The sequence below is a fragment of the Flavobacterium humi genome, assembly GCF_004745595.1.
Classification (GTDB): Bacteria; Bacteroidota; Bacteroidia; order Flavobacteriales; family Flavobacteriaceae; genus Flavobacterium; species Flavobacterium humi.
The window spans coordinates 126,939-153,927 of record NZ_SRLH01000005.1; the positions used below are offsets into that span (position 1 = coordinate 126,939).

Annotated in this window: 19 protein-coding genes; 17 read left to right on the plus strand and 2 right to left on the minus strand. The window is 41.8% G+C overall.

Features of this window, described 5'->3' with window-relative positions; translation table 11 throughout:
* The first annotated feature begins 8 nt into the window (after window positions 1-8).
* From E4635_RS10290 to E4635_RS15755, 8 genes are all read left to right on the plus strand, one after another.
* The gene (locus E4635_RS10290; RefSeq protein ID WP_169630244.1) at window positions 9-1,571 is read left to right on the plus strand and encodes a DUF4270 domain-containing protein; all 1,563 of its coding nucleotides are present in this window, start codon (window positions 9-11) and stop codon (window positions 1,569-1,571) included.
* 9 nt (window positions 1,572-1,580) lie between these two features.
* Entirely contained in the window at window positions 1,581-3,428 is a 1,848-nt protein-coding gene (gene glmS, locus E4635_RS10295; RefSeq protein ID WP_135526592.1) for a glutamine--fructose-6-phosphate transaminase (isomerizing), read from the plus strand.
* A 294-nt stretch (window positions 3,429-3,722) separates the two neighbouring features.
* Window positions 3,723-6,542: a TonB-dependent receptor gene (locus E4635_RS10300; protein WP_135526594.1), complete on the plus strand. Its 2,820-nt coding sequence runs from the start codon at window positions 3,723-3,725 to the stop codon at window positions 6,540-6,542.
* A gap of 32 nt (window positions 6,543-6,574) precedes the next feature.
* The gene (locus E4635_RS10305; protein ID WP_135526596.1) at window positions 6,575-8,089 is read left to right on the plus strand and encodes an SGNH/GDSL hydrolase family protein; all 1,515 of its coding nucleotides are present in this window, start codon (window positions 6,575-6,577) and stop codon (window positions 8,087-8,089) included.
* A 220-nt stretch (window positions 8,090-8,309) separates the two neighbouring features.
* Window positions 8,310-9,821, plus strand: a complete 1,512-nt coding sequence (gene atpD / locus E4635_RS10310; RefSeq protein ID WP_135526598.1) for a F0F1 ATP synthase subunit beta — start codon at window positions 8,310-8,312, stop codon at window positions 9,819-9,821.
* An 11-nt stretch (window positions 9,822-9,832) separates the two neighbouring features.
* A complete protein-coding gene (locus E4635_RS10315) occupies window positions 9,833-10,114 on the plus strand; it encodes a F0F1 ATP synthase subunit epsilon (protein WP_135526600.1) in 282 nt (93 codons plus the stop codon).
* 79 nt (window positions 10,115-10,193) lie between these two features.
* Window positions 10,194-10,670 (plus strand): hypothetical protein, encoded by a 477-nt coding sequence (locus E4635_RS15750; RefSeq protein WP_169630245.1) that lies wholly within the window; start codon window positions 10,194-10,196, stop codon window positions 10,668-10,670.
* A 64-nt stretch (window positions 10,671-10,734) separates the two neighbouring features.
* Window positions 10,735-10,875, plus strand: coding sequence for a hypothetical protein (locus E4635_RS15755; protein WP_169630246.1), 141 nt, complete (start codon window positions 10,735-10,737; stop codon window positions 10,873-10,875).
* On the opposite strand, the gene E4635_RS10325 is transcribed toward E4635_RS15755, so the two are convergent.
* Window positions 10,872-11,675, minus strand: coding sequence for a DUF3667 domain-containing protein (locus E4635_RS10325; protein WP_135526601.1), 804 nt, complete (start codon window positions 11,673-11,675; stop codon window positions 10,872-10,874). The genes E4635_RS15755 and E4635_RS10325 overlap by 4 nt on opposite strands.
* Before the next feature lie 140 nt (window positions 11,676-11,815).
* Between E4635_RS10325 and E4635_RS10330 the strand changes: the two genes are divergently transcribed.
* From E4635_RS10330 to E4635_RS10350, 5 genes are all read left to right on the plus strand, one after another.
* Window positions 11,816-12,961, plus strand: coding sequence for an aminotransferase class I/II-fold pyridoxal phosphate-dependent enzyme (locus tag E4635_RS10330; RefSeq protein WP_135526603.1), 1,146 nt, complete (start codon window positions 11,816-11,818; stop codon window positions 12,959-12,961).
* 6 nt (window positions 12,962-12,967) lie between these two features.
* The gene (locus E4635_RS10335; protein ID WP_135526605.1) at window positions 12,968-13,384 is read left to right on the plus strand and encodes a putative signal transducing protein; all 417 of its coding nucleotides are present in this window, start codon (window positions 12,968-12,970) and stop codon (window positions 13,382-13,384) included.
* Window positions 13,381-13,998 (plus strand): dethiobiotin synthase, encoded by a 618-nt coding sequence (bioD, locus tag E4635_RS10340; protein WP_135526607.1) that lies wholly within the window; start codon window positions 13,381-13,383, stop codon window positions 13,996-13,998. The genes E4635_RS10335 and bioD overlap by 4 nt, the downstream gene beginning before the upstream one ends.
* Before the next feature lie 14 nt (window positions 13,999-14,012).
* On the plus strand, window positions 14,013-15,284 hold the full coding sequence (gene bioA, locus E4635_RS10345; RefSeq protein ID WP_135526609.1) for an adenosylmethionine--8-amino-7-oxononanoate transaminase: 1,272 nt from the start codon (window positions 14,013-14,015) through the stop codon (window positions 15,282-15,284).
* A gap of 108 nt (window positions 15,285-15,392) precedes the next feature.
* Window positions 15,393-16,550: a beta-ketoacyl synthase N-terminal-like domain-containing protein gene (locus E4635_RS10350; protein WP_135526611.1), complete on the plus strand. Its 1,158-nt coding sequence runs from the start codon at window positions 15,393-15,395 to the stop codon at window positions 16,548-16,550.
* Between the two features lie 4 nt (window positions 16,551-16,554).
* Here the strand turns inward: E4635_RS10350 and E4635_RS10355 are convergent, their stop codons facing one another.
* Complete coding sequence (locus E4635_RS10355; RefSeq protein WP_135526613.1) at window positions 16,555-17,034, minus strand: regulatory protein RecX; 480 nt, start codon at window positions 17,032-17,034, stop codon at window positions 16,555-16,557.
* A gap of 291 nt (window positions 17,035-17,325) precedes the next feature.
* Here E4635_RS10355 and E4635_RS10360 point away from each other — a divergent pair, with 291 nt between their 5' ends.
* From E4635_RS10360 to E4635_RS10375, 4 genes are all read left to right on the plus strand, one after another.
* Entirely contained in the window at window positions 17,326-22,329 is a 5,004-nt protein-coding gene (locus E4635_RS10360; protein ID WP_135526615.1) for a choice-of-anchor D domain-containing protein, read from the plus strand.
* Between the two features lie 354 nt (window positions 22,330-22,683).
* Window positions 22,684-25,323, plus strand: a complete 2,640-nt coding sequence (locus tag E4635_RS10365) for a T9SS sorting signal type C domain-containing protein (RefSeq protein ID WP_135526617.1) — start codon at window positions 22,684-22,686, stop codon at window positions 25,321-25,323.
* 142 nt (window positions 25,324-25,465) lie between these two features.
* Window positions 25,466-26,470 (plus strand): recombinase RecA, encoded by a 1,005-nt coding sequence (recA, locus tag E4635_RS10370; protein WP_135526619.1) that lies wholly within the window; start codon window positions 25,466-25,468, stop codon window positions 26,468-26,470.
* 95 nt (window positions 26,471-26,565) lie between these two features.
* Entirely contained in the window at window positions 26,566-26,976 is a 411-nt protein-coding gene (locus E4635_RS10375) for a hypothetical protein (RefSeq protein WP_135526621.1), read from the plus strand.
* Window positions 26,977-26,989 lie beyond the last annotated feature (13 nt).

The following is a 26,989-nucleotide window of genomic DNA, read 5'->3' on the forward strand; positions in this document are numbered from 1 at the left end:
CTGTTGTTTTGGCAGTTGTACTATTTGCATCATGTGATAAGGATTTTAATTCTGTAGGTTCTGATATTGTCGGGAACGAGAATTTTGATTTGGAACACCAGACGTTTGCTACAAAAGTATATAACCAAAAAATCCAGGCCATACAAACCAACAATACGGCAATTGGCCAACTGGGGATACTTGACAACCCTGTTTTTGGTAAAACAAAAGCTGATTTCGTTGCACAGCTGATTTTGCTTGATGAAGCGCCGGAGTTCAAATCGAACATAGTGGTAGATAGTGTGATCCTTACGGTTCCTTATTTCAGTACAAAAACAGAAATCAAATCAAATGGGTTGGGCATCTATGAACTGGATTCGATCCATGGTTCCGGAAGTATCAACCTACAGGTTTTAAGAAACGGATTTACATTAAATGAATTTGATCCCGGGAATAATTTCGAGACCGCGCAAAAATACTATTCAGACCAACAGGCTGATTTCGATAATAATATAGTGGGAAGTGCTTTAAATAACAGCTCGTTGGCAGCTGAAAACACTGCTTTCCTTCCAAGTGAGAAAGAATATGTGAAATACAAAGTGGATGCGAGCTTCAACATGATGCCTAAAATTGCAGCCAATGTAGAAGCAAGGAACTCACCTAGGATGCGTTTGCATTTGGATACCAATTATTTCAAAACGAATATAATTGATGCGCCGGCAGATAAACTGATCAACAACAATGCTTTTAAATCGTATTTTAAAGGACTGTATTTCAAGGTAACCGATGCACCGGCAGGAAGCCTGATGTCGTTGGATTTCTCCAAAGGAGATGTAACCATATATTACAAACAAGATATTACCGTTACTACCGGCCCGCCAAGTTCCAGCAGGGAAATGAAAAATCTTGTACTAAGCATGGCTACGGGAATAAAAATCAATTTGCTGAAAGATACCGATTCCCCTGACTATACCGCGGCTTTTACAGCGCCTAACCAGCAGAATTTTGACGCAAAAAAACTGTTTGTGAAAGGTGGACAGGGTTCCAATGCTTTTATCGAATTGTTCACTCCTGCGCAATTGACTGAGTTAAAGGCACAAAATGTGTTGGTCAATGAAGCCAGCCTAACCTTTACGGTTGATAGTTCTTTGCCAAACAATTATTCACATCCGCTAAGGCTTTATCTATATGATGCAGAGACGGGCCAATTTTTGTACGATTATGCGGCCGATCCTTCCACAGTTACCTCAAACCCAAAGTTGAACAAATATGTTTATGGCGGGATATTGGAGAAAACAGCTGCAGGGAAAAGGACCTATAAAATCAGGATTACCGGTTTTGTAGACAGGATCCTGAAAGGCAAAACAGACAATGTGCGTTTAGGGCTTGTTGTTACCGAAAGTATTGGTGCCATTAACAGTATGAGTTTGAAAACGCCTTCCGCTGCTCCAAGCTCTACAGACAATACCAAAACACAAAAAGCAATACCTGCAGGTTCTGTAATGAGCCATTTCGGAACGGTATTGTACGGCAACGGGAATTCAGCAGCTGATGATGTTAAATTTGAAATTTATTATACAAAACCTAATTAATTATTTATTATGTGTGGAATTGTTGGATATATAGGTCATAGAGAAGCTTACCCAATTATCATAAAAGGGCTTAAGCGACTTGAATATAGAGGGTATGATAGTGCCGGAGTAGTGCTTTATGACGAAAAGGATTTGAAGCTTTCCAAAACCAAAGGAAAAGTTTCCGACCTGGAAGAAAGGGTTGCTAAGGAAATCAGTACGAAAGGGACCATCGGCATTGGCCACACACGTTGGGCTACCCATGGTGTACCGAACGATGTGAATTCGCACCCGCATTTATCAAATTCAGGCAATCTGGCGATTATCCACAACGGGATTATCGAAAATTACGAGCCGTTAAAAAAGGAATTGATCAAAAGAGGGTATACTTTCAAATCGGATACAGATACGGAAGTCCTGGTAAATCTTATTGAAGAGGTTCAGAAAAATGAAAATATCAAATTAGGGAAAGCAGTACAGATAGCTTTGAACCAAGTGGTCGGAGCGTATGCCATCTGTGTTTTTGACAAGCAAAAGCCGGATGAAATCGTCGTTGCCCGTTTGGGAAGCCCATTAGCGATTGGTATCGGTGAAAATGAATTTTTCATTGCATCGGATGCATCCCCTTTTATCGAATATACTTCCAATGCCATTTACCTTGAAGACGAAGAAATGGCGATCGTACGTTTGAACAAGGATTTGAAAATCCGTAAAATCAAGGACGATTCATTGGTAGATCCTTATATCCAGGAGCTCCAGATGAATTTGGAGCAAATTGAAAAAGGAGGCTATGATCATTTTATGATGAAAGAGATCTATGAGCAGCCAAATGTTATTAAAGATACGTACCGAGGACGTCTCCATGCCAATGAAGGATTGATCAAGATGGCCGGTATTGAAGACAATATCGATAAATTCATCAACGCACAGCGCATCCTGATTGTGGCTTGCGGAACATCCTGGCATGCCGGTTTGGTGGCGGAATATATTTTTGAAGAATTTGCCCGCATCCCGGTTGAAGTCGAATATGCATCCGAGTTCCGATACAGGAACCCGATCATCGGCGATAAGGATGTTTTAATTGCGATATCGCAATCCGGAGAAACGGCAGATACTTTGGCGGCTATAAAACTGGCTAAAGAAAAAGGAGCTTTCGTTTTCGGGGTTTGCAATGTGGTAGGATCTTCCATTTCCCGTGAAACGCACGCAGGTGCCTATACGCATGCCGGACCAGAAATAGGTGTGGCTTCCACAAAAGCATTTACGACACAAATTACGGTTTTGACCATGATCGCACTTCGTTTGGCTAAAGCCAAAGGGACGCTTTCCATCTCAGATTACCACAGGTATTTGTCAGAATTGGAAACAATCCCGGAAAAAGTATCGGAGGCTTTGCATACAAACGATAGCGCTAAAGCAATAGCGACGGTTTTTAAAGATGCTACGAATTTCCTTTATTTGGGAAGAGGATACAATTTCCCGGTTGCGCTTGAAGGTGCTTTAAAACTTAAGGAAATCTCTTATATCCATGCCGAAGGGTATCCTGCGGCCGAAATGAAACACGGTCCGATCGCATTGATCGACGAGCAGATGCCGGTGGTGGTTATTGCTCCAAAACAAGGGCATTATGACAAAGTCGTGAGCAACATCCAGGAAATAAAATCCAGAAGCGGAAAAATCATCGCAGTTGTTACAAAAGGGGACGAGCAGGTTCGCGCTTTGGCAGACCATGTTATCGAAATCCCGGAAACTTCAGACGCCATGTCTCCGCTGTTAACAACAATCCCATTGCAATTGTTGTCTTATCATATTGCTGTGATGAGAGGTTGTAATGTAGACCAGCCAAGGAATTTAGCGAAGTCTGTAACGGTAGAATAGACAGTATTTTATATAATTTATTGTGAAAAGCGGGATGTATTCCCGCTTTTTTTATTGTATATGCAATTTTTTTTTCTTGATTTTTCTACAATTAAAAACCGTTTATTATGTATGCATAGCATTTGTTTGCGGGTAAAATTGTTAAAATTTTGAGAATAATTTAATAAAATTAGCTTTATAATAATATTTAACTTTTAAAACTCTTTAAATTACAACGAATATTTGTAGTCTCTTTTTTATTTTTAACAAATAATATTGTAATTTGGCTATCTAAACCAACAAAATTCAAAACGAATGAGAATCTATTTTATTATTTTGTCATTGTTTTTTTGCGGACTTTCGTTTGCACAAAATTCAATTTCAGGACTAGTTACAGATGCTAATAATCAGCCTGTTCCTGGTGCAAATATCAAAGTGGTCGGGTCTTCTTCAGGCACAACGGCTGGCTTTGATGGAAAATTTACCTTAAAAACCCAAAACGCATTTCCTTTTTCAATCGAAGTGTCTATGTTGGGGTTTACTACCCAAACCCTTGAGGTGGCTTCAAAAGACCAGGAAGTAGTAGTGGTGATCGCGGAAGAATCTACCGCCTTGAACGAAATCGTAGTTTCGGCATCAAGAGCTCCGGAAAGAGTCCTGGAATCTCCTGTAACCATTGAAAGAATGGGAATCAAGGAAATAAAAAACACTACAGCTCCATCTTTCTATGATGGATTGGAAAACCTGAAAGACGTCCATTTCAATACGAGTAGTTTCTCATTTAAATCAGTAAATACCCGTGGTTTCGCTACTGTAGCAAACACACGTTTCATGCAGTTGGTGGATGGGATGGATAACTCTTCCCCTGCACTTAACTTCGTGTTGGGTAACCTGTTGGGGGTTTCCGATATAGATGTGGCGAATGTTGAGATCCTACCTGGAGCTTCTTCTGCTTTGTATGGTGCCAACGCGTTCAACGGAATTATGTTTATGAACAGTAGAAGCCCTTTTACTAAAGAAGGTATTTCAACATATTTCAAATACGGAAGAACAGTCCAGGCAACTGCGGGCGATAACCCGTTTTATGATTTCGGGTTCAGGGCTGCGAAAAAGTTCACGGAGCATTTTGCCATGAAAGCGAATTTCAATGTTTTATCAGCAACGGAATGGATTGCTTCAGACGAAAGAAGTTTGACAGAAGGCGGAATTGGCCATGCAATCAATCAAAATTATGACGGTTTGAACTCTTACGGGGACGAGGTGACTACTTTTATCCCAAATGTTGGCCAGGTGAGCAGGACAGGTTATAGGGAAGAAGACTTGAATGACAATAAAATCGAAAGTGTTAAAGTAGATGTATCTCTTCATTTCAAGCCTTGGGCAACTACGTCTTCAGGATGGGGGAAAGATATAGAAATCATCGCACAACATAAATTAGGCTTTGGTAATACGATTTATCAGGGAGCTAACAGATATGCCCTGAAAGATTTCTACATGGACCAAACCAAATTGGAAGTAAAAGGAAAAAATTTCTTTGCAAGAGCGTATATGACAGCTGAAGATGCAGGGAATTCATATGATATGCGTTTTGCAGCTTGGAATGTTAACCGAAGGGCAAAATCAGACACTAACTGGTTTACCGATTATGCTAAAGCGTTCCAATTGTCAAGTGCTTTATTTGGTTTGAACGGATACCAGGCTTCTAATTATGCCCGCTACTTTGCTGATAATAATGCTTTCCCTGCAGGTTATCCGGCATTGCCAATTACACCAAACGTTGATCCTCTTAATCCATCTGCGCCAAACGGGCCAAGATTTGCAGCAGGTTCACCACAATTCAAAGATGCGTTGAGTTCAGTGATTCAAAATCCTGACCTGACACAAGGAGCTAAATTCATCGACCATTCGAAATTATACCACGGAGATATCAATTATAACTTCAGGGATTTGATAAAAGTTGGAGAAATCCAAGTAGGTGGTTCTGCGAGACAGTATGTAATGAATTCCGAAGGAACGATTTTTACTGATTTTGACAAACCGTTACGATACAACGAATTTGGGGTATACGGCCAGTTCCAAAAGAAATTTATGGAAGAGCGATTGAAATTTACCGGATCGCTTCGTTATGATAAATCTAAAAACTTTGATGGTAGTTTGTCTCCAAGGGTTTCCTTTACGTATGCCGCAGGAACGAACAAACAGCATAATTTCAGGGCTTCTTACCAAACAGGTTTCCGTAACCCGACGACTCAAGACCAGTATATTGGTTTGGATTTAGGGCCATTTGCCTTAATCGGTTCTGCACCGGACAACTTATCCCGTTATGTTGAAGTAAGAAACGTAAGTGCTGCAGGACAAGGTATGGGCCAGCCGGCAACTGTAACGTTAACAGGAAATGAAGCGTATGGCAATTCCTACTCATTAAAATCGGTCCAGGATTTTTCTGCAACAGGTGACCCAACTAAATTGGTTGTGGCCAATATCGGTCTGGTTAAGCCGGAGCAAGTACAGGCGATCGAATTAGGATACCGTTCAGTGGTTGAGAAAATGTCAGTCGATATTACAGGATACTATAATATATATAAAGATTTCTTAAGCCAGGAAAGAGTAATCACTCCTTATTATGGAGCTGTTGGTACTCCAACTTCTTATGCGGCTTTGGCCAATGGGGACAGAAGGGTATTCCAGATATACACCAATACGGATGCTAAGATTTCATCAGCTGGTTTCGGTATCGGACTGACCAGAAAAGTATATGGTAATTTTGAGGCGGGTGTGAGCTATAACTTCTCTGATTTTGATTTTGATGAAGCTTCCGACCCGGATTTCGCACCAGGATTCAATACTCCTAAACACAGGATTAAAGGGTCAATAGGAAATGACAAGTTATTTAAGAATTTCGGTTTCAACACAAACGTGAGATGGAACACCGAATATTTATGGCAGTCTTCTTTTGCTGATGGTATGGTTCCTGAAAACGTTGTTTTTGATGCACAGATTAATTATGCGATTCCTTTCCTGAAATCGGTAGTTAAAGTGGGAGGAGCTAACATTGGAGGTAAAGATTATATTCAGGTAATTGGTGCCGGAGCTATCGGGCAGCAGTATTATGCTTCATGGACAATCAATCCGTAATCAGGAGTTATAACTTATTTAAAGAAAGAATTATGATAAAAAATATAAAATGGCTATTGTTAATCTCTCTGAGCTTCGTAGCCTGTAATGATGATGATGTGGCGGGTGATGAACCTGTAGTGGCTGGTTCGGCAGATTTTTCCAAATATGTGGCTTTAGGGGATTCTTTTGCCGCAGGGTATAGCGATGCAGCCCTTTTCAAAAAAGGACAACAAAATGCTTATCCTAACCTTCTTGCCGGGCAATTTGCTCAAGTGGGAGGCGGTGTATTCAATACGCCTTTCTGCGGGGATGACAATAAAGGAGGTTTGTTGTTCAGCGGAAACCCTATCCAGGGGACAAGGCTTTATTTTAATGGAGTAGGGCCGGTTCCGGTTCCTGGGCCTCCGGTAACGGAAGTATTGAATCATTTGGCTGGGCCATTTAACAACCTGGGTGTGCCTGGAGCGAAAAGTTTCCACTTGTTGGCAGCCGGTTACGGAAATCCTGCTGGGGTTCCAGGAGGTTTGGCAAACCCTTATTTTGCCAGATTTGCTTCTTCTGCAAGTACATCGATTATCGCAGATGCATTAACGCAGCAGCCTACTTTCTTCTCCTTATGGATTGGAGGTAACGATGTGTTGGCCTATGCTACTTCCGGAGGTATCGGTACAGATCAAACCGGAAATACGAATCCTGCGACGTACGGTCCTAATGACATTACTGACCCTACTGTATTCAATACCGTATATAACGGCTTGGTAACGCAGCTTACTACAGGAGGTAGAAAAGGAGTTGTAGCCAACTTGCCTTATATCAATACGTTGCCTTATTTCACAACTGTTCCTACTAACCCTGTGCCTTTAGATGCAGCAACAGCGAGCCAGCTAAATACGCAGCTTTTAGGTCCTATCGATGCTATCTTGACTGCTTATGGCGAAGGTGGTCGTATCGTGACAGTATCTGCGGGTGCTACAAATCCTTTATTAATCAAGGATGAAAGCTTGACCAATTATTCAGCTCAAATTACTGCTGCGTTAATCGCTAACGGGGTTCCGGCTCCTCAGGCAGGTTTGATGGGAGGTTTGTACGGACAGGCACGTCATGCCAGAAATACAGGGGACAAGGATTTTGTGGTCCTTCCGACAAGAACCATTATCGGTACACCTCAAGCGGGGGTTCCTGCACCATTCAATACAATTGGTGTAACCTATCCGTTACAGGATAAAGATGTATTGATTCCTACCGAAGTTAATGCCATCAAAGTAGCTACCGATGCGTATAACGTAACAATCAAAAATGCGGCTGACGCTGGCGGATTGGCTTTTGTTGATGCGAAAGCGGTAATGAGCCAATTGCTAAACGGAGGTATACGTTACGGTAACTACCACCTGACTACTCAGTTTGTGGTGGGTGGGGCATTCTCACTAGACGGGATACATCCGAGTGCGAGAGGATATGCTTTAGTAGCGAATAAATTCCTTGAGGCCATCAATGCAAAATACGGTTCTACATTCAGGTCTATTGATTTGGGGAACTATCAAATACAATATCCGGCGTCTTTATAAGCGTACGGAAATTAATAAAAAAAGCCATCAGCAAGTGTTGATGGCTTTTTTATTTATAAAGATTTAAGGGCTAATTACCGGTAGTAAAAGCAGCGGTTTTCAGAAATTCTGAAAAAACACAAAAAAATTATTGATTTTATATTTTAAAAAATTATCTTTGCACTCTGAAAAAACACTTGTTTTTTAGAAATCTAAATAGCTATTTAATAAATACATAAGCATGTCTAAAGTAATAGGAAAAGTTGCGCAAATCATTGGACCAGTTGTCGATGTAATTTTCAACACAGCAGATGTTGAACTTCCAAAAATTTACGATTCGTTAGAAATCACTAAAAAAGATGGAACAAAATTAGTACTTGAGGTACAATCTCACATTGGAGAAAATACAGTTCGTACAATCTCTATGGACTCTACTGATGGTTTAAGCAGAGGGTATGAAGTTGTCGGAACAGGTGCTCCAATCCAAATGCCGGTTGGACCAGATGTTTATGGTCGTTTATTTAACGTTATTGGAGATGCGATTGATGGTTTGGGTGATTTGCCTAAAACTGGAGAAAACGGATTGTCTATCCACCGTCAGGCGCCAAAATTTGAAGAATTGTCAACTTCATCAGAAGTTTTGTTTACAGGTATCAAAGTAATCGATTTGATCGAGCCTTACGCAAAAGGGGGTAAAATTGGATTGTTCGGTGGTGCAGGAGTAGGTAAAACGGTATTGATCCAGGAGTTGATCAACAATATTGCAAAAGGTCACGGAGGTCTTTCTGTATTCGCAGGAGTAGGGGAAAGAACACGTGAAGGAAATGACTTGCTTCGTGAGATGTTGGAGTCAGGAATTATTAAATACGGTGACGATTTCATGCACTCTATGGAAAATGGAGGATGGGATTTGTCAAAAGTAGACAAACCAGGAATGAGAGAGTCTAAAGCTACTTTCGTTTTCGGTCAGATGAATGAGCCACCTGGAGCACGTGCACGTGTGGCATTGTCAGGATTGTCTATCGCGGAATATTTCCGTGACGGAGCTGGTTCCGATCAAGGGAAAGACGTACTTTTCTTCGTAGATAACATCTTCCGTTTTACACAAGCGGGTTCTGAAGTTTCTGCACTTTTAGGACGTATGCCTTCTGCGGTAGGTTACCAACCGACCTTGGCTACTGAAATGGGTGCGATGCAAGAGCGTATCACCTCTACAAACAAAGGATCTATTACATCTGTACAGGCGGTTTACGTTCCTGCGGATGACTTAACCGACCCGGCGCCGGCAACAACGTTTGCGCACTTAGATGCTACAACGGTATTGTCTCGTAAAATTGCCGAGTTAGGTATTTACCCAGCGGTTGACCCGTTAGACTCTACTTCACGTATCTTGACACCGCATATTTTAGGTGACGAGCACTACAACTGTGCACAAAGAGTTAAGGAAATCCTTCAGAAATACAAACAATTACAGGATATTATCGCGATTTTAGGTATGGAAGAATTATCTGAAGAAGATAAATTATCTGTATCAAGAGCACGTCGTGTACAACGTTTCTTGTCTCAGCCATTCCACGTTGCGGAGCAATTTACAGGTATTCCTGGAGTATTGGTTGATATTAAAGATACCATCAAAGGATTCAACATGATTATCGACGGTGAATTAGACCACCTTCCTGAAGCAGCGTTCAACCTTAAAGGTACTATCGAAGATGCTATCGAAGCTGGACAAAAAATGTTAGCTGAAGCTTAATAATAAAATTTATGATTTTAGAAATAGTATCACCAGAAGCCACATTATTTTCAGGAGAAGTTACTTCGGTATCGGTTCCGGGAGTAAATGGTGAGTTCCAAATGCTTAACAATCACGCACCGATTGTGTCATTGTTAAAAGAAGGGAACGTAAAAATCGTAGGTTCGAACCTGAAGATTGCCAAAGAATTTGCAGCAAAATTCAATAAAGTGAACGAACAGACATTTTGGTTGCCAATCCATTCCGGGACTATCGAAATGAATGACAATAAAATAATTGTTTTAGCCGACTAAGACAATTTGAAATAAAAGAAGGAAGCCAAGCAACATTGTTTGGCTTTTTTTATATTTTTAATCCTGAAAAAACAGACAAATGAAAATAAAAATTATGGTTGCCCTTTTCGGAATTGTAGTAAGCGGCCTTCTCATGGGTTTTACCCAACAGCAGGCATCTTGCGCATTGGTATTGGTCAATGCCAAAACCAGTAAAAGCATAAAAGTATGCGACAAGAATTCGGTACAAAAAATCGAAGCGGTACTTGGAGGTGCGATAACATTGGACAAAGAAGTCCCGGACGCCAAAGAACCGCCTATTTTTACCTTCACCTACGATGGTTTGATCATCGAATTGCAGAATGACCTGATCCGAAGCCTTACCATTACCGGGAAAAAATGGAAATTAAACACCTTAACCGTTGGCATACCGCTAGACCAGGTATCTGCGGCATTTGAAAAGCACGAATTCAATTATCTAGGCAATGCCCGCTTCAAGGTCAAAGATTCCAAAGCTATTTTATATACGGAAACAGACCAGGCCAATAAGGTAAAAAAGATTGGAGTTGTTTTTTAATTTTTTTGGCAGCTAATCCGGCTGTCCATTCTATCTTTTGTTTTTTAAAGAAAAAAACAAAAGGATGCCATTTCCATCCGGGCTGGAACCACAACTTCTTTTTGCAGATTTCGAACTGATAAAACAGAATTATGAATTCCCAAAATCGCTTTTGGCAACATTAGGATCCCGCAGTAAAATAATGCTTCGCTGGATTCCCGTTTAATGAAACAATCCGCCAAATCCGCTCATAATATAAAAACGGATGAGCGATCCTGAAAATAAAACCCAGACAACCAAGCTGGCAACACTTACTCCAAAGGCTTTTGCAAAATGCAGTTTCGTAGTTTTTTCTAAAAATCCGTAATAAAAAGTGGAAAAATAAAGCAATTGGACCACAAAGAATATAAGGACAGCATAATTGCCTGAAAACCCAAAAAGATAGGATAAGGGCAAAATAAGCAAGGCGTATATCAAAATACAAATGCCAAGCATATACATTCCGGCTACCAAATGCTCTACATAATTGTATTTGCCTTTCCTGTAAAAAAGCCAAAACACCAATGCGGTCAAGGGTAAGGAGCACATGGCCATCAAGTTGGAGTATTTTGTGGTAAAATGATTTACTTTTTCACCCCGTTCAAGTTTTTCAATCGCCAGTTGTTTTTTTACCGGGTCGGCTATGGAACTTAATTCCGGATGGGCTTTTAGTATGTTTGTCTCTTTTTTCGGTTCTCCCAAAGTAGCCATAAAAACAAATACAGTGGCAATCAGCATAAAAAAGCTCAATGGAGGGAAATATTTCTTGCGTCTTCCATTTACATATTCACGGGCAACAACACCGCGTTTTAATATCAAATCCCTAATAAGCTGAAAAAAACCCTTATCAGCATGTGTGAAGTAATGTATGGCTTCATGGGCAATATCATGTGAAGTCAACCGGTGCAGGCTTGTTTTTTGGCTGCATTGCGGGCAATAGTTATATTGCTCCGGATTTGCAGTGTGGCAGTTCTTGCAAAAATCCATTCTTTTTTTGCTGCAATGTACAAATTTCTATACTTCTGAAAAATCCTACACGGCCATTTTCCTAAAAACCTGTTTTTTTGCCTTGAGCAATATATATCCAATAAATAATCCTAACGGATACTTTAGTATCTTTGCAGGATATGGGGCAATTTCCGGAAGCATTACTGCAAAAATTACGCGAACGCGAGCAAAACAATGCATTGCGCGCATTGCCTTTTTCTGGCAATCTCATCGATTTTGCGTCTAATGATTATTTGGGAATGGCTCGTTGTGAAGCGATTTTCCATAAAACCCATCAATTCTTATCGGACAGGGATATAAAGATAAACGGGGCCACAGGCTCCAGGCTGCTTTCGGGCAACCATTCCCTATATGGCGAAGCCGAAGATTACATTGCTGCCTTCCATCAAAGCGGATCGGCATTGATCTTCAATTCAGGATACGATGCCAATGTTGGTTTTTTCAGTTGTGTTCCGCAACGCCACGATGTGATTTTGTATGATGAATTATGCCATGCTTCCATTAGGGACGGGATTCGGCTTTCCAATGCAAAAGCCTATAAATTCGGACACAATGACCTGGAAGACTTAATGTTTTTGATTCAAAAATTCAAATCGGAAGAAAAAGAGGTGTATATCGTTACCGAAAGTGTTTTTTCCATGGATGGTGATTGCCCGGAATTGGATGCATTGGTCCAGCTTGCTGAAAAGTACAGTTGCCGCCTCGTGGTTGATGAAGCGCATGCGTTGGGCGTTTTTGGTGATAAAGGAGAAGGATTGATCCAAAGCCTGGGGTTGCAAAGCAACGTTTTTGCCCGGATCATGACTTTCGGCAAAGGGCTGGGCTGTCATGGAGCAGCGGTTTTGGGAAGCCCGGACCTGAAAAAATACCTGGTCAATTTTGCCCGGAGTTTTATTTATACGACGGGGCTTCCGCCACATTCGGTCGCAACCATCCTAACAGCATACCAGCACTTGGAAGCAGAAACCGGAATGACCCGGGAATTAAGGGAAAATATTGCCTGTTTCAATCAGGAGAAAAACCTTTTAGGGCTCAAACCGATGTTTGTAAGAAGCAAATCAGCCATTCAATCGGCGATATTCCCCGGAAATGAAAAGGTAAAAATGATCGCGGGAGAACTCCGTGAAAAAGGCTTCGATGTCAAACCGATCTTGTCGCCAACAGTTCCGGAAGGCCAGGAAAGACTAAGGATTTGCCTGCATAGTTATAATTCAAAAAAAGAAATTTCAGAAGTCTTGCAATTGTTGAGTAACTTTGTTTTTTAATGTTCCATGAAAGAAATCACTTTTCAAAAAATAGCCACATTTCAGTATTCGTCCGAAGCACTTATCCTGAAAGGGAAACTGGAATCGGAAGGCATTGAGGTTTTTATGCGCGATAATGTTACAATCGACACCGATCCGCTGGTCAGTAATGCCATTGGCGGCGTAAAACTGTTCGTGCGGTCTGAAGATTTTGGCAAAGCCCAGAATATAGTGTCGGAAATTAGCCGGTATTCGGTTGATGATAAAGGAGAACCGATAAAATGCCCGAAGTGCGGCGCAGAAAAAACAGATATGGTTACCTCAATCAGCGATGTGAAATCCCTTGTCTCATTTGTCATCACCTCATTCCTGGAGCTTTTTCCCATTAACGCCAAACATACCTATAAATGCGATGTTTGTAATTTTGAATTTGAGAAAAAATGAAATTATTTATTACAGGAATATCAACGGATGTTGGCAAAACCATTGCTTCAGCCATCATTACAGAAGCCTTGCAAGCTGATTATTGGAAGCCAGTCCAGGCAGGAGACCTGGAGCATTCCGACAGCCATAAGATCAGGGATTACATCTCAAACAGCACTACAATCATCCACGAAAACAGTTATCGCCTGCATACCCCGGCGAGCCCGCATCTTGCCGCCAGGTTGGATGGAATAACAATTGATATCCAAAAAATAAAAGAGCCCAAAACCGGGAACCACCTTGTAATAGAAGGAGCCGGCGGCATTTTTGTCCCTTTGAATGACACCGATTGTGTCCTTGACCTGATCCAGGAAGAATACAAAGTCATTGTGGTTTCGAGGCATTATTTAGGAAGTATAAACCATACTTTATTGACTATTGAGGCGTTGCAGAACAGGAATATCAAGGTAGCGGGGATTGTTTTTTCCGGAGACGAAAACCCATCCTCGGAAGAAATCATCCTACAGAAAACAGGCGTGGCATTTTTGGGAAGAATTGAGGAAGAGCCTTATTTCGATAAAAATGTCATCCGTTATTATGCCGATTTGTTTCGCGGTAATTTATTGGAATTATAATAAAGCAAAATCAAATGAACCTATCTGAAAGAGATATACAATACAACTGGCATCCCTATACACAACACAAAACGGCACAACCCCATATTGCCATCGCAAAGGGTGAAGGTGCCTTGCTTTGGGACGAAAACGGCAAAGAATATATCGATGCGATTGCCTCCTGGTGGGTCAATCCTTATGGGCATTCCAATAGGTTTATCGCCGATGCCATTTACAAACAGCTTACCACTTTAGAGCACGTTTTGTTCGGTGGTTTTACACACGAACCAGCCGTTTTGGTTGCGGAAAAGCTAATGGAAATCTTGCCTGATAACCAAAAGAAATTGTTTTTTTCCGATAACGGATCTACAGCCGTGGAAATCGCCATAAAGGTAGCCTTGCAGTATTTTTACAATAAAGGCGAAAAAAGGACAAAAATCATTGCGTTTGAAAATGCTTTCCACGGCGATACGTTTGCAGCTATGGCAGCCAGCGGCATTTCTTTTTTTACGGAAGCTTTTCAGGGTTCCATGATAGAAGTGCAACGCATACCGGTACCGGTAAAAGGCCATGAAAAAGCCAGTTACGATGCCCTTGAAAAATTAATGGCTACAAACGAATATGCCGCTTTTATCTTCGAGCCTTTGGTTCAGGGTGCTGCTGGAATGGTCATGTACGAAGCGTCAGAACTCGATAGATTAGTATCGCTTTGCCGCCAGCATTCCGTATTTACCATTGCCGATGAAGTCATGACGGGTTTTGGCAAAACAGGAAAAAACTTCGCCTGTGATTACCTTCAGGTGCAACCGGATATGATGTGCCTGTCAAAAGCACTTACCGGAGGGACAATTCCCATGGCGATCACCACATTTACCCAACAGATTTTTGAAGGTTTCTATGACGACGATGTCAATAAAGCGTTGTTTCACGGCCATACTTTCACGGCAAACCCAACGGGCTGTGCGGCGGCTTTGGCCAGTATGCAACTGCTCGGATCCGAAGCCATGCAACAAAATATCCAAAGGATCCATGAGTGCCATTTGAGCTTTCAGCAAAAAGTAAAAAACCACCCAAGAGTTGCAACTACCCGTGTTTTGGGCGTTATTTTCGCTTTAGAGATCCAAACCGGGTCACAGGAAAGCTACTACGGCGACTTTCGGAACAAACTCTATAATTTCTTCATCGGAAAAGGAGTAATCCTGCGTCCGGTGGGCAATATCGTTTACATTTTGCCGCCTTATATCATTTCAACAAGCCAATTGGAAAAAGTATACAAAACTATTGAAGAAGCTTTAGAAATGATGTAATTTTGGAGCTGTTCCCGCTATCCGTTGCAATCTTTTTATTTTAAAGGAAAATAAAAAGGATTTCCACTGCTATCGGGGCTATAATCACATTTGTAATCCAACTTGACATTGATTCCGAAAATCGCCATAACCGCCTTGTCTTCCCTTTCTCCTTTAGGAGACCATCCGGAAAAAATCTGGAACGAATACCTACAGGGAACTTCCTTGATCGCCCAAAAAGAAATAGGTGGCCAGGCCATACCCGTAGCGGCTATCCCGGCCGGGTTACAAGAATCGGTTGCAGCCCTGAAAGCTTCTGATACGAAATACAAAGCCCTGGATAATTCGGTTTTGTACGGTATCCTGACAGCCAGGCAAGCTATAAAAAATGCCGGTTGGGCGTCAAATGATATCTTTGGGATCAATATAGGTTCTTCCCGCGGCGCTACCGAATTGTTCGAAAAACACCATCAGGAATTTATCGAAACCGGGAAAACGGCCACATTGGCTTCGCCCACAACGACCCTTGGCAATATCTCTTCCTGGATTGCCCACGATTTAAAAGCATCCGGACCGGAAGTTTCACATTCCATAACCTGTTCTACGGCTTTGCATGCTGTTTTGAATGGGATTGCCTGGCTCAGGGCGGGGATGGTCGATAAATTTCTAGTCGGCGGGAGTGAAGCACCCTTAACATCCTTTACTATTGCCCAAATGCAAGCCCTGAAAATTTACTCCACCCTGGATTCGGAGTATCCATGCCAGTCATTCGCGCTGGAAAAAACCAGAAATTCCATGGTTTTAGGAGAAGGAGCCGCGATGGCTTGCCTCGAGATCGGTGAAAAGGAAAATGCATTGGCTTATATCGACGGGATTGGCTATGCCACCGATATTTTAGAACACAATATTTCCATTTCCACCGAAGCGGATTGTTTCCAGAAATCCATGAAAATGGCATTGCAATCTACCAATTTATCAGAAGTTGATGCCATTGTAATGCATGCGCCGGGTACTATAAAAGGGGATTTATCGGAATACAAAGCGATCCAGAAAGTTTTTGGACAGGACCTTCCGATGCTTACCACCAACAAATGGAAAATCGGGCATACTTTTGGGTCGTCCGGTATTTTGAGTATCGAATTGGCAATCATGATGATGCAGCGCCAGGAATTCATCGGGGTACCTTTTGCAAAAGCGCAGCCACATCGCAAAGCAATCCGTAAAGTACTGGTCAATGCCGTAGGTTTTGGCGGGAATGCGGTTTCTGTTTTGGTGAGTAAGCCATAATTGGCTAGCGGTTGCCGTTTTCCAGGTCTTTGAGTTTTTCAAAAACAAGGTTGCTTTCAAATCCTTTGCGGAGCAGGAAATCACAACATTTTTTCTTTTTCTTCACCGGGTCGGTTTCCCGGATGGTTTCCCAATGTTTTTCGGCAAGAGCATGGAAATGCTGCAGGTACACTTCCTGAGGGATTTCTTTCAGCGCCTTATCAATATTGTATTTGGAAATATTCCGGAATTTCAATTCATTGGCAATACGCACTTTCCCCCAATGTTTGATCGTATGCTTCCCTCTTGAAAAACTGCTGGCAAAACGCTCTTCGTTCAGGAAATTATGCTGTATCAGGTGTACGATAATTTCATCGGTTTCTTCGCTGGACATGTTAAGCCTTTTCAGCTTTTCGGCCACTTCATTATGGCATCTTTCCTGGTAACTGCAGTAGTATTCAAGCTTTTGTCTGGCTTCTGAAAGTGTAAAAGATTTTTTCTGCATAATCGTTTTTGGTGAAAAGCCAAAAATACTACAATTCCAGCTGTGATTTTTGTGCTCTTTTTTGAAATACTATTCTTTTTTCTGGCACTGAAAAATCACGCCTCTTTTAATATAAGAAAATATTTACATATTATAAAAAATAAATGAGAATTTCGGAGAATTAACGATAAAATAATATGAATTCAACAATTTAGAAATCATTTTATTAGATTTTTATATTATGTTTGTTGCCCTTGTTTGAATTTCAACCCATTGATTTTCAGTAAGGACATCTCACTAACAAATAGTTCTATGAAAATTAAGTTGCTTATTTTTTCTTTCCTGTGCTCTGTATTGGGCTGGGGACAAATTTCAATTCCGAGCGTAACACCTGTTACGGAAAATTTCAATAGTATGGGAACCAGTGCGACGGCTGCTTTGCCTAGTGGTGTCAGGGTAAATACCATTCCTAATTATACTACAGGAACTTCAGTAACGACAGTGTCGGCCGGATCAACTGGAACAGGAGTTATAAATTCAGGTTCTACAGGAGGAGTTTACAATTATGCTAATGGAATAACAGCCTCAGCTACTGACCGAGCTTTGGGTTTTTTAACTTCAGGATCATTTTCAAGCCCTAGGACTATAATTGTTGCTATTCAGAATACAGGAACATCTACTATCACCGATTTGTCTATTTCCTTTGATTATGAAAAATACCGTTCTGGAACAAGAGCATTTAATTGGACATTTTTTCACGGATCTACCGCAACAAATGTAAATACAGCTGCCACAACAGGAGATCAAGCATATGCTGCTGATGCAAACAATACAACGGTAAGCAACCCTCCAGCATCTATAAATAAATCAGTTTCGCTGACAGGATTAAACATAGCCCCGTCTGCTTTGTATTATTTGTGCTGGACCTATACTGGAGTTGGAGGAGCTACAAATGCACAAGGGATCGGGCTGGATAATCTTAGTTTAACGGCAACATTTTCGGCAGGCTGCACAGGACCTACAACTCAGGCATCTGCAGTATCTACAAGTAATCCCACATTAAATGGTTTTGATGTAAACTGGACGCAAGGGAACGGAAACGGAACAATGGTGGTGATCCGCGATAATTCATTGGCCAATGCATTGCCGGTTTCAGGAACGTCCTATACGGCGAATTTGGATTGGGCTTTAGCCGGTCAGATTGATACCAACAACAGGGTGGTTTTCAGAGGATCAGGATCATCTGCAGCACCAATAACAGGTTTGAATCCGGGTACCGAATATAGAGTTACAGCTTACGAATACAATACGGCCGGAGATTGCTATAATATAGCGGCGACAGGCACGAATGTAGGATATACAATGGCTCAGGAGCCGGGAGGGCATGCCGGCAGCTTTACTTGCAATAGCTTTTCTTCCACACAAATTGACCTGACTTTTTCGGCAGCGAATACCATTGCCAACAGTAAAGCTTATATTATATTGCAGAAAATAGGATCAGTGCCAACAGGATTGCCAACAGACGGTGTGTTTTATCCGGCCGGGACCGTAATTGGAGACGCCACGGTTGCAGGATATACTTCTTTGGCAGGTACCGATACTTCTTTTTCGGCAACGGGACTTACACCCAATACCACTTATTATTTTACATTAATACCGCTGAATTCTTATTTGAGTGTTGCTCAAACGATGAATTACAGGGTTGCTGCCACAATACCTTCCACAAATTGTACAACACCGGTTACCCCTTGCCATACGGAGACTTTTTCCGGCATAGCAAATGCAACGGGTTATGGGTCAAGAAGCTGGACGGGAACAGGAGGGACCTGGACTGCAACTGATGCAAGAGAAGACCAGACAATAACAGGAAAAGCCATAACAATCCGAAATGGAGTCCTGACTTCGCCTACCTTTAATGATGGTGTAGGGAATATTTCCTTAACGGTAAAATTCCCTTTTGGAGAAACATCAGGAAATTTAGATGTGAAAGTAAACGGCGTTACGATCGGGACCATTCTGTTTTCACAGATGAACGGGACCACTCCGGTTACAAAAACCTTTACGGGTATTAATATAGGTGGGAATGTTGTCATCTCGGCTTCTTCTTCAGTAGCAAGGTATTGCATCGATGATTTGAACTGGACCTGCTACACGCCACCGCCTGCCCCTAATATTGAGGTGACAGGAAATGCAATAGTAGTTGCTAATGGAGATATAACACCATCAGTATCAGATGCTACAGATTTCGGAAATGGAGTTGTCAGCTCGCCATCAAGCCATTCGTTCCTGATTTCTAATACGGGAAATGCGGACTTAACTATTTCAAGTGTGACTTTTGTTGGAGGGAATGCGTCGGACTTTGCTGTTTCAACAAATCCTTCGGGTACCATTACTTCAGGACTGGACGGTTTCCTCGGCATTACCTTCACTCCAAGCGCAACAGGCATCCGTACAACCAGCGTACAAATCGCCAATAATGTGGCAGGGAAAAGCCCTTATACATTTACCATACAAGGCAACGGGCTTTGTACCGCAGGGATTGTGTCTTCGGTATCTCCTAATAATGGGCCGGTCAATACCCGGGTTACCGTTACTATTTCATCAGGAGATTTAACCGGAAGTACTGCAACTTTTAATGGAATTCCTGCTACCGTAGTTTCAAATACAGCCACACAACTGGTGCTAACTGTTCCGGCTGGCGCTACAACAGGCAATTTAGTAATTACAAGTGGTTCTGGGTGTAAATTGTCTATGCCGTTTACCGTTATCACACAAGATAATACTTCATGTGAAGGAAATAGCACCATTGCAGATTTGTTTATATCGGAAGTGACGGATTCTTCTTCAGGATCATTGTCCTATATAGAAATATACAATGCGACCGGAAGCACGGTTAATCTGTCCAATTATGAAGTCAGGATTAGGAATAACGGTGCAGCTACAGGAGATGATATTCCTTTGACAGGCATACTTTCCAATGGAGACTCATTTACTCTGGCTACCAGTGTCGGTTCGGCTTGCAGTGTTCCTGGCGGAAACGGGAACCTGGCAGACCAGCATAACGTTTCCAGCGGTGTAAACAACAACGATTGTATCCATTTAAACAAAAATGGCGTCGATATAGATATTTGGGGCGTTTGCGACGGTTCCAACTGGATTACCACTGCCGGATTAGGCGCTGCGGGATATGATTTTGAAAGAAAGAATAACATTACCGTTCCGAGTGCCGTTTTTAATACCAATGATTGGGTGATTGCCGATTTTGACCTTTGTAATGATAACTATTCAAATGTTGCTACGTATGGCGGAATGACACCTACAACTCCGGTAATCAATGTACAACCTTCTATAAATTTAACCTGTACGAGCGTGGGAGCAGTGGTTTCTGTTACCGCTTCAGAAGGTTTTGCCGGCGGAAACCCATTGGCATACCAGTGGTATGTTGTTCCTGTAGGTTCTACCGCATGGACAGCACTGACCAATACTGGGGTTTATAACGGAACGACCACAAATACTTTGACAATTTCAGCCATTGCAGGACTTTACGGTTACCAATACTATTGCCAGGTGAGGGAAAATAATGCAACCTGTTATATGGCTTCCAATGCAGCAGTCCTTGAAGATACATCCTCGACAACATGGAACGGGACGGCCTGGTCCAACGGAACTCCTGCCATAGGGAAACTGGCCTTTATCAACGGGAATTACAATACGACAACCCACGGAGACATAGACGCCTGCAGCTTAATTGTAAACGCAGGATTTACGGCTACCGTTACTGCGGGCCACTATATCAATATTGAAAATGATTTAACGGTTAACGGGACTTTAGATATATTAAACAACGGATCGTTGATCCAGGTAAGCGATACCGGTGTAAATACCGGAAATATCGCTATGAAACGTACGGCTACTATTCGTTTGCTGGATTATGTGTATTGGTCATCGCCTGTAGCCGGTTTTTCAGTAGCAAGCATTTCTCCGGGAACGTCCTTCAGCAAGATCTGGAAATGGCAGCCTACTGTAGTTAATCCTAACGGAGGATTTGGAAATTGGCAAAATGCAAATGAAACAATGGGCATCGGTAAAGGATATATTGTAAGAGGGCCTAATGGTTTCAATGCAACTCCTCAGGCATTCACCGCTAATTTCACAGGAGTTCCCAATAATGGAATTAAAAATGTGGCTATTGAAAGAGGTAATTTCACAGGAGCAGATTATCCGGGGACAAACGGGTCAATCATCACCAAAAATGACGACAACTGGAACCTGATTGGTAATCCTTACCCGTCAGCGATCAGTGCGGTTGACTTTTTGACATTAAATGCAAACATTGAAGGTTCGGTACGTGTCTGGACACATGGGACATTGCCAAGTAATGTGGCTTCAAACCCTTTTTACAATAGCTATGCTTATAATTATGCTGCCAGCGATTATATTATTTACAACGCTACGGGTCCATCAACGCAAAATGGTTTCGATGGCTATATCGGAGCCGGGCAATCCTTTTTTGTCCTGATGAATGACGGGCCGGCTACTACCGAAACAGTAACGTTCCAAAATGCATTACGAAATAAAGGCCACAGGAACGATCAGTTTTTCAGGAATGCCAATTTGCAGAATACGGCCAATAGCATTGAGCGCCACAGGATCTGGATTGACCTGGTTTCCGCAACAGGAAATGTAAATAGGGCCTTGATTGGTTATGTGGAAGGTGCTACACAAAATAAAGACCGTCTGTACGATGCCTATTCGGACCGCAGGAGCGCGCAGGATTTCTACTCGATTGTGAATAATGAACCTTTGGCTATCCAAGGTAGGGCTTTGCCGTTTACTGCCGAAGATTTGGTACCGATGGGAGTCAAACTGCCAACCAACGGGACGTATACGATAGCCCTTGCTTCGGTTGACGGGTTGTTCTCCAACAATGCACAGGCTATTTACCTGGAAGATAAGGCGCTGAACGTTATCCATAACCTAAATAATGCTCCGTATCAATTTACGGCAAGCCAAGGAATTATAAACAACCGTTTTGTATTGCGTTATACGGATGCCGCTTTAGGCAACCACGATTTCGATACGGCAGAAAGTAATGTGGCAATAAGCACATTAAACAATGATATTAAAGTGAGTTCTTCTTTGGAAAACATCAAGGAACTTATAGTTTACAATGTTTTGGGCCAGGTTTTGGCAAGCAAAAAGAATGTAAATGGGAAACTGGCAGTTGTAAATTCCATTAGCAGGAATCAGGAAGCCCTGATTGTAAAAACTGTTTTGGAAAATGGACAGTCGGTTACAAAAAAGATAATTTTTTAAACCATATCGTTTTTGAATTGAAAAGCCGCTCCATGTGAGTGGCTTTTTTAGTATCAATACTTATCCGATGGAAGTAATTATTTGACACTCTTTTTGTTGTGTTTTATTTTTATATTGATGAAATGCTAATTTTTTACGGTAAAAAGCATAAAATCGGCAAAAAAATATTAGTTTTTTGCTATAAGATTTTATAACTTTAAACCTGATTAAATACCACATATTTAGATCAAACGTGTTCTCATAATACCATTTTTTTAGATTTCTTCTTTCCAAAGACGAAATAAAGGCCCCTTGGGTTTTTAAAGCTTGAATAGTTCTTATTCAGGCATTTCGTAATCAATAAAATGGAAAGTTATGAAATCAAGACTACTATTTTTTCTCACATTATTTTTTATCGGGACTATAGAAAATGCCAATTCACAATGTACGGTAACGGCTTCCACCAATTCCAGCGCTTTAGCTTGCGGAGTGGCTCCTTTAAGCGGATGCGGAGGAATTGTTTACATTGGTGACGGGACCAATCCCATGACCATAAGTTTTAATGCCAATCTGGATTTGACCTGTCTGGGAGCCATTCAGTTCATTGTCAGAAGCCAGGCGACTTTAGACTTTTCCCCGGGGAATAGTTACCTAAGATTAGCCACCGGGTCTTCTATATATTTTCAGCCGGGAGCAGGCCTTGTAGGAGGTTCCTGTAACGCTTCTGAAAGGATTTACATAGGGACAGACCTTATTGCCAGTTGTAATGGTAACGGCCCCGGAGCCGATTATGATTTTCCCGGATTGCTCAATGCCGGAGGATTCAATATAGTTAAAGATACCAGCCCTGTGCATTCGTCTTGCGGTTCTTCGGCATTCACTTTAACAGCGGTCGCGATACCTTCCAGCGGAGCAACCATAAGATGGTATAATGTAGCCAGCGGAGGATCAATACTTGCTACAGGAGCGAGTTATACGACTCCGGTATTGGCAAGTTCGGCAACATATTATGCTGAGGCTTTTTATTCCGCAAGCGGATTTACCACACCAAGGACTTCCTTTGCGTTAACCGTAAATTCATTGCCATCCGCTCCATCCATCGGAACGGTTACCAGTGCCACTTGTTCGCTTGCCACAGGAAATGTGATTATTACTAATTTGCCGGCATCAGGAACCTGGACTTTAACCCGGAGCGGTACTTCCAGCGCTACTACTACAGGTACAGGTACAAGTACTACTATTTCGGGGCTTGCTCCAGGAACTTATACTTTTACGGTTTCCAACGGAACGTGTACTTCTGCAGCATCCGGCAGTGTTGTCATTTTGTCTTCCCAAACCGTATGGAACGGCTCTGGCTGGAGCAATAGCCCGCCTTCCCTGACAAGATCTGTTGTAATAAGCGGCAATTACCAGACTGCCGTTAGCGGTGGTTTCAGTTGTTGCTCGCTCACCATAAATCCGGGCGCGAGCTTAACGGTCTTTAAAAATGATTATGTTGAGATCCAAAACGAACTCACTAATAATGGAACTGTAACTATTGAAGACAGCGGATCGCTGGTTCAGATAAATAATGCCTCTGTTAATACCGGTACTATTGTGATGCAAAGAGCGGCTTTGGTTGACGGTTACGATTATGTGTACTGGTCTTCTCCGGTAGCTTCATTTTCATCCAGCAACATTTCGCCTACCACGAGTAATATTATTTACAAATGGATTCCAACCGTCGCTTCCAACACTAACGGACACGGTACTTGGGTAAACGGAAACGAAACAATGGTCAAAGGAAAAGGCTACATCGAAAGAGGCTTGAACAATGCTCCTTCAAACGTTTCTTTTACTTCCTCCTTTACCGGAATCCCGAACAATGGTATCGTTACCATTCCTATCAGCAGGGGCACTTACGACCTGGCTGCTAACTACAATACCAGCTTGTCGCCAACTTTTGCTACAAAAGACGATGACAATTGGAATTTGCTGGGAAATCCGTACCCTTCTTCTATTTCGCTGTACCAGTTCCTGACCACCAATACGAATATTGCCGGCTTTGTGAAAATCTGGAAACACGGATTGGCGCCATCATTGTCTAATCCGAGTCCTTTTTACAATTCGTATGCGTACAATTATGATGCGAACGATTATACGACTTATAATTTAGCCGGATCTTCTGCCGGATCTTCGTCCGATTATTTTATCGGCGCAGGCCAGGGCTTTTTTGTACTGATGAATGCCAATACGGCCGCTACTACTGAAAATGTGGTGTTTAACAATGTTATGCGAAATAAGAATTATGCTAATAATCAGTTTTTCAGAGGGGCTTCCGCAGCAAATCAAAAAAGCGCGGCAAGCGGAAGGATCTGGCTCGACATAGTATCTTCCACAACCAACAGAAGAACAATGATAGGATATATTGAAGGAGCTTCCAATGAAAAAGACAGGCTGTTCGATGCAGATACCGATTTAAAAATGGATTTCAACATTTATTCTTTAATTGGTTACGAATCGCAAATAATCCAGAGTAGAAAACTCCCTTTTGACGAAAATGACATTGTTCCTTTAGGGATGAAAATTCCTTCTAACGGAAATTATACTATTGCCATAGGAGAAGTCGACGGGTTCTTTGCAAATGCCGGCCAGAAAATTTATCTGGAGGACAAAGCCCTGCATATTGTGCACAACCTGAGCTTGGCTCCTTATCAGTTTACGGGCGTTGCAGGGATAAGCAATGAGCGTTTTGCCTTGCGTTTTACAGATGTCACATTGGGCAATCCGGACCCTGAATTGATTTCGGGCAACGTGGCGATTTACCCTTCGGATAATACAATTGTAATTGCTTCCAAATTGGAAAATATCAAAGAATACTCCATTTATGATGTTTTGGGAAGAGCATTGGCCTCTCAGTACAAAGTAAATTCAAAAGAAATGTTAGTGACGTCAATCATGAATAGCAACCAAGCTTTAATTGTGAAAGTAGTTTTGGAAAACGGCCAGTCTGTTACCAAAAAAATTATTTTCTAAACTTCAAAATTCTGATTGAGTAGGAAATCCTCGCGCCAGGGCTTTGGTGTGGGGATTTTCTTTTTTGTTGAAAAATAGTTGTCTCATTATCATAAAAAACACTTATTTTTACTAAAATTTACAGACATAAAATCCATACAAAATGAGTTCAGAAAAAGAAGCCAAATTAAAAGCATTACAGCTTACATTAGATAAATTAGACAAGACTTACGGTAAAGGAACCGTAATGAAAATGGGTGATAAAGCCATAGTAGAAGTAGAATCCATTCCTTCGGGCTCCCTCGGCCTTGACCTGGCTTTGGGCGTAAACGGGTATCCCCGCGGCAGGATAATTGAAATCTACGGACCGGAATCTTCTGGTAAAACGACATTAACCCTTCACGCTATTGCTGAAGCGCAAAAAGCGGGCGGAATTGCTGCTTTTATCGATGCGGAACATGCATTCGACCGTTTTTATGCCGAAAAATTAGGAGTTGATATCGACAATCTGATCATTTCGCAACCGGACAATGGGGAACAGGCTTTGGAAATCGCTGAAAACCTTATCCGTTCCGGAGCAATAGATATCGTAGTCATTGACTCCGTAGCCGCGCTTACGCCAAAAAGCGAAATCGAAGGCGAGATGGGAGATTCCAAAATGGGACTTCATGCTCGTTTAATGTCGCAAGCATTGCGTAAACTTACGGCTACCATCAGCAAGACCAACTGTACGGTTTTCTTCATCAACCAGCTGCGTGAAAAAATCGGGGTGATGTTCGGGAACCCGGAAACCACAACAGGAGGAAACGCCCTGAAATTTTATGCTTCGGTACGTTTGGATATCCGCCGTGCGGCACAAATCAAAGACGGGGAAAACGTATTGGGTAACAGGACTAAAGTAAAAGTGGTCAAAAATAAAGTGGCGCCACCTTTCAGGACAGCCGAATTTGATATCATGTATGGGGAAGGCGTTTCCAAAACAGGGGAAATCCTGGATTTGGCCGTAGAATTCGACATTATCAAAAAAGCAGGTTCCTGGTTTAGTTACGGTGACACGAAGTTGGGGCAGGGCCGTGATGCGGTAAAAGCCTTAATTAAAGATAACCCGGAATTAGCCGACGAATTGGAATTAAAAATCAAGGAACTGATCAAGGAATCGAATCAATAAAAAAACAAGACCCAAAATTATTTTTGGGTTTTTTGCTTTTTACACGCAACCTTATGGTAAATTATACATCTATACCAATATAAATTGAAAAGATCATGAAAAAGTTTTGGTTACTCATAGTTGTTGTTTTCACTTTTGTAGGATGTGATTTGCACGATGATTATATAGATTATCATCTGGAATTGCTGCCTGTTGAAAGTGCGGATTTGCCGATGGAATTTAAAAGGGACAGTATTTATGAACTGCCGTTTCATTACATAAGACCAAGTACATGCCATGTTTTTGAAGGATTTTATTACCAAAGGAATTCAAATACAAGGACCATTGCCATACAAACCAGTGTGCTGGAAAGAAATGATTGTACAACCCCGATTGCAAATCCGGTTGAAGCGATTTTAAAATTTAAGCCTACAACCGAAGACAGTTATATTTTTAAAATGTGGAAAGGGGAAGACGATAACGGTGAAGATGTTTTTGAAGAAGTCGAAATTCCGGTTGTGCCATAAATAATTAAATGAA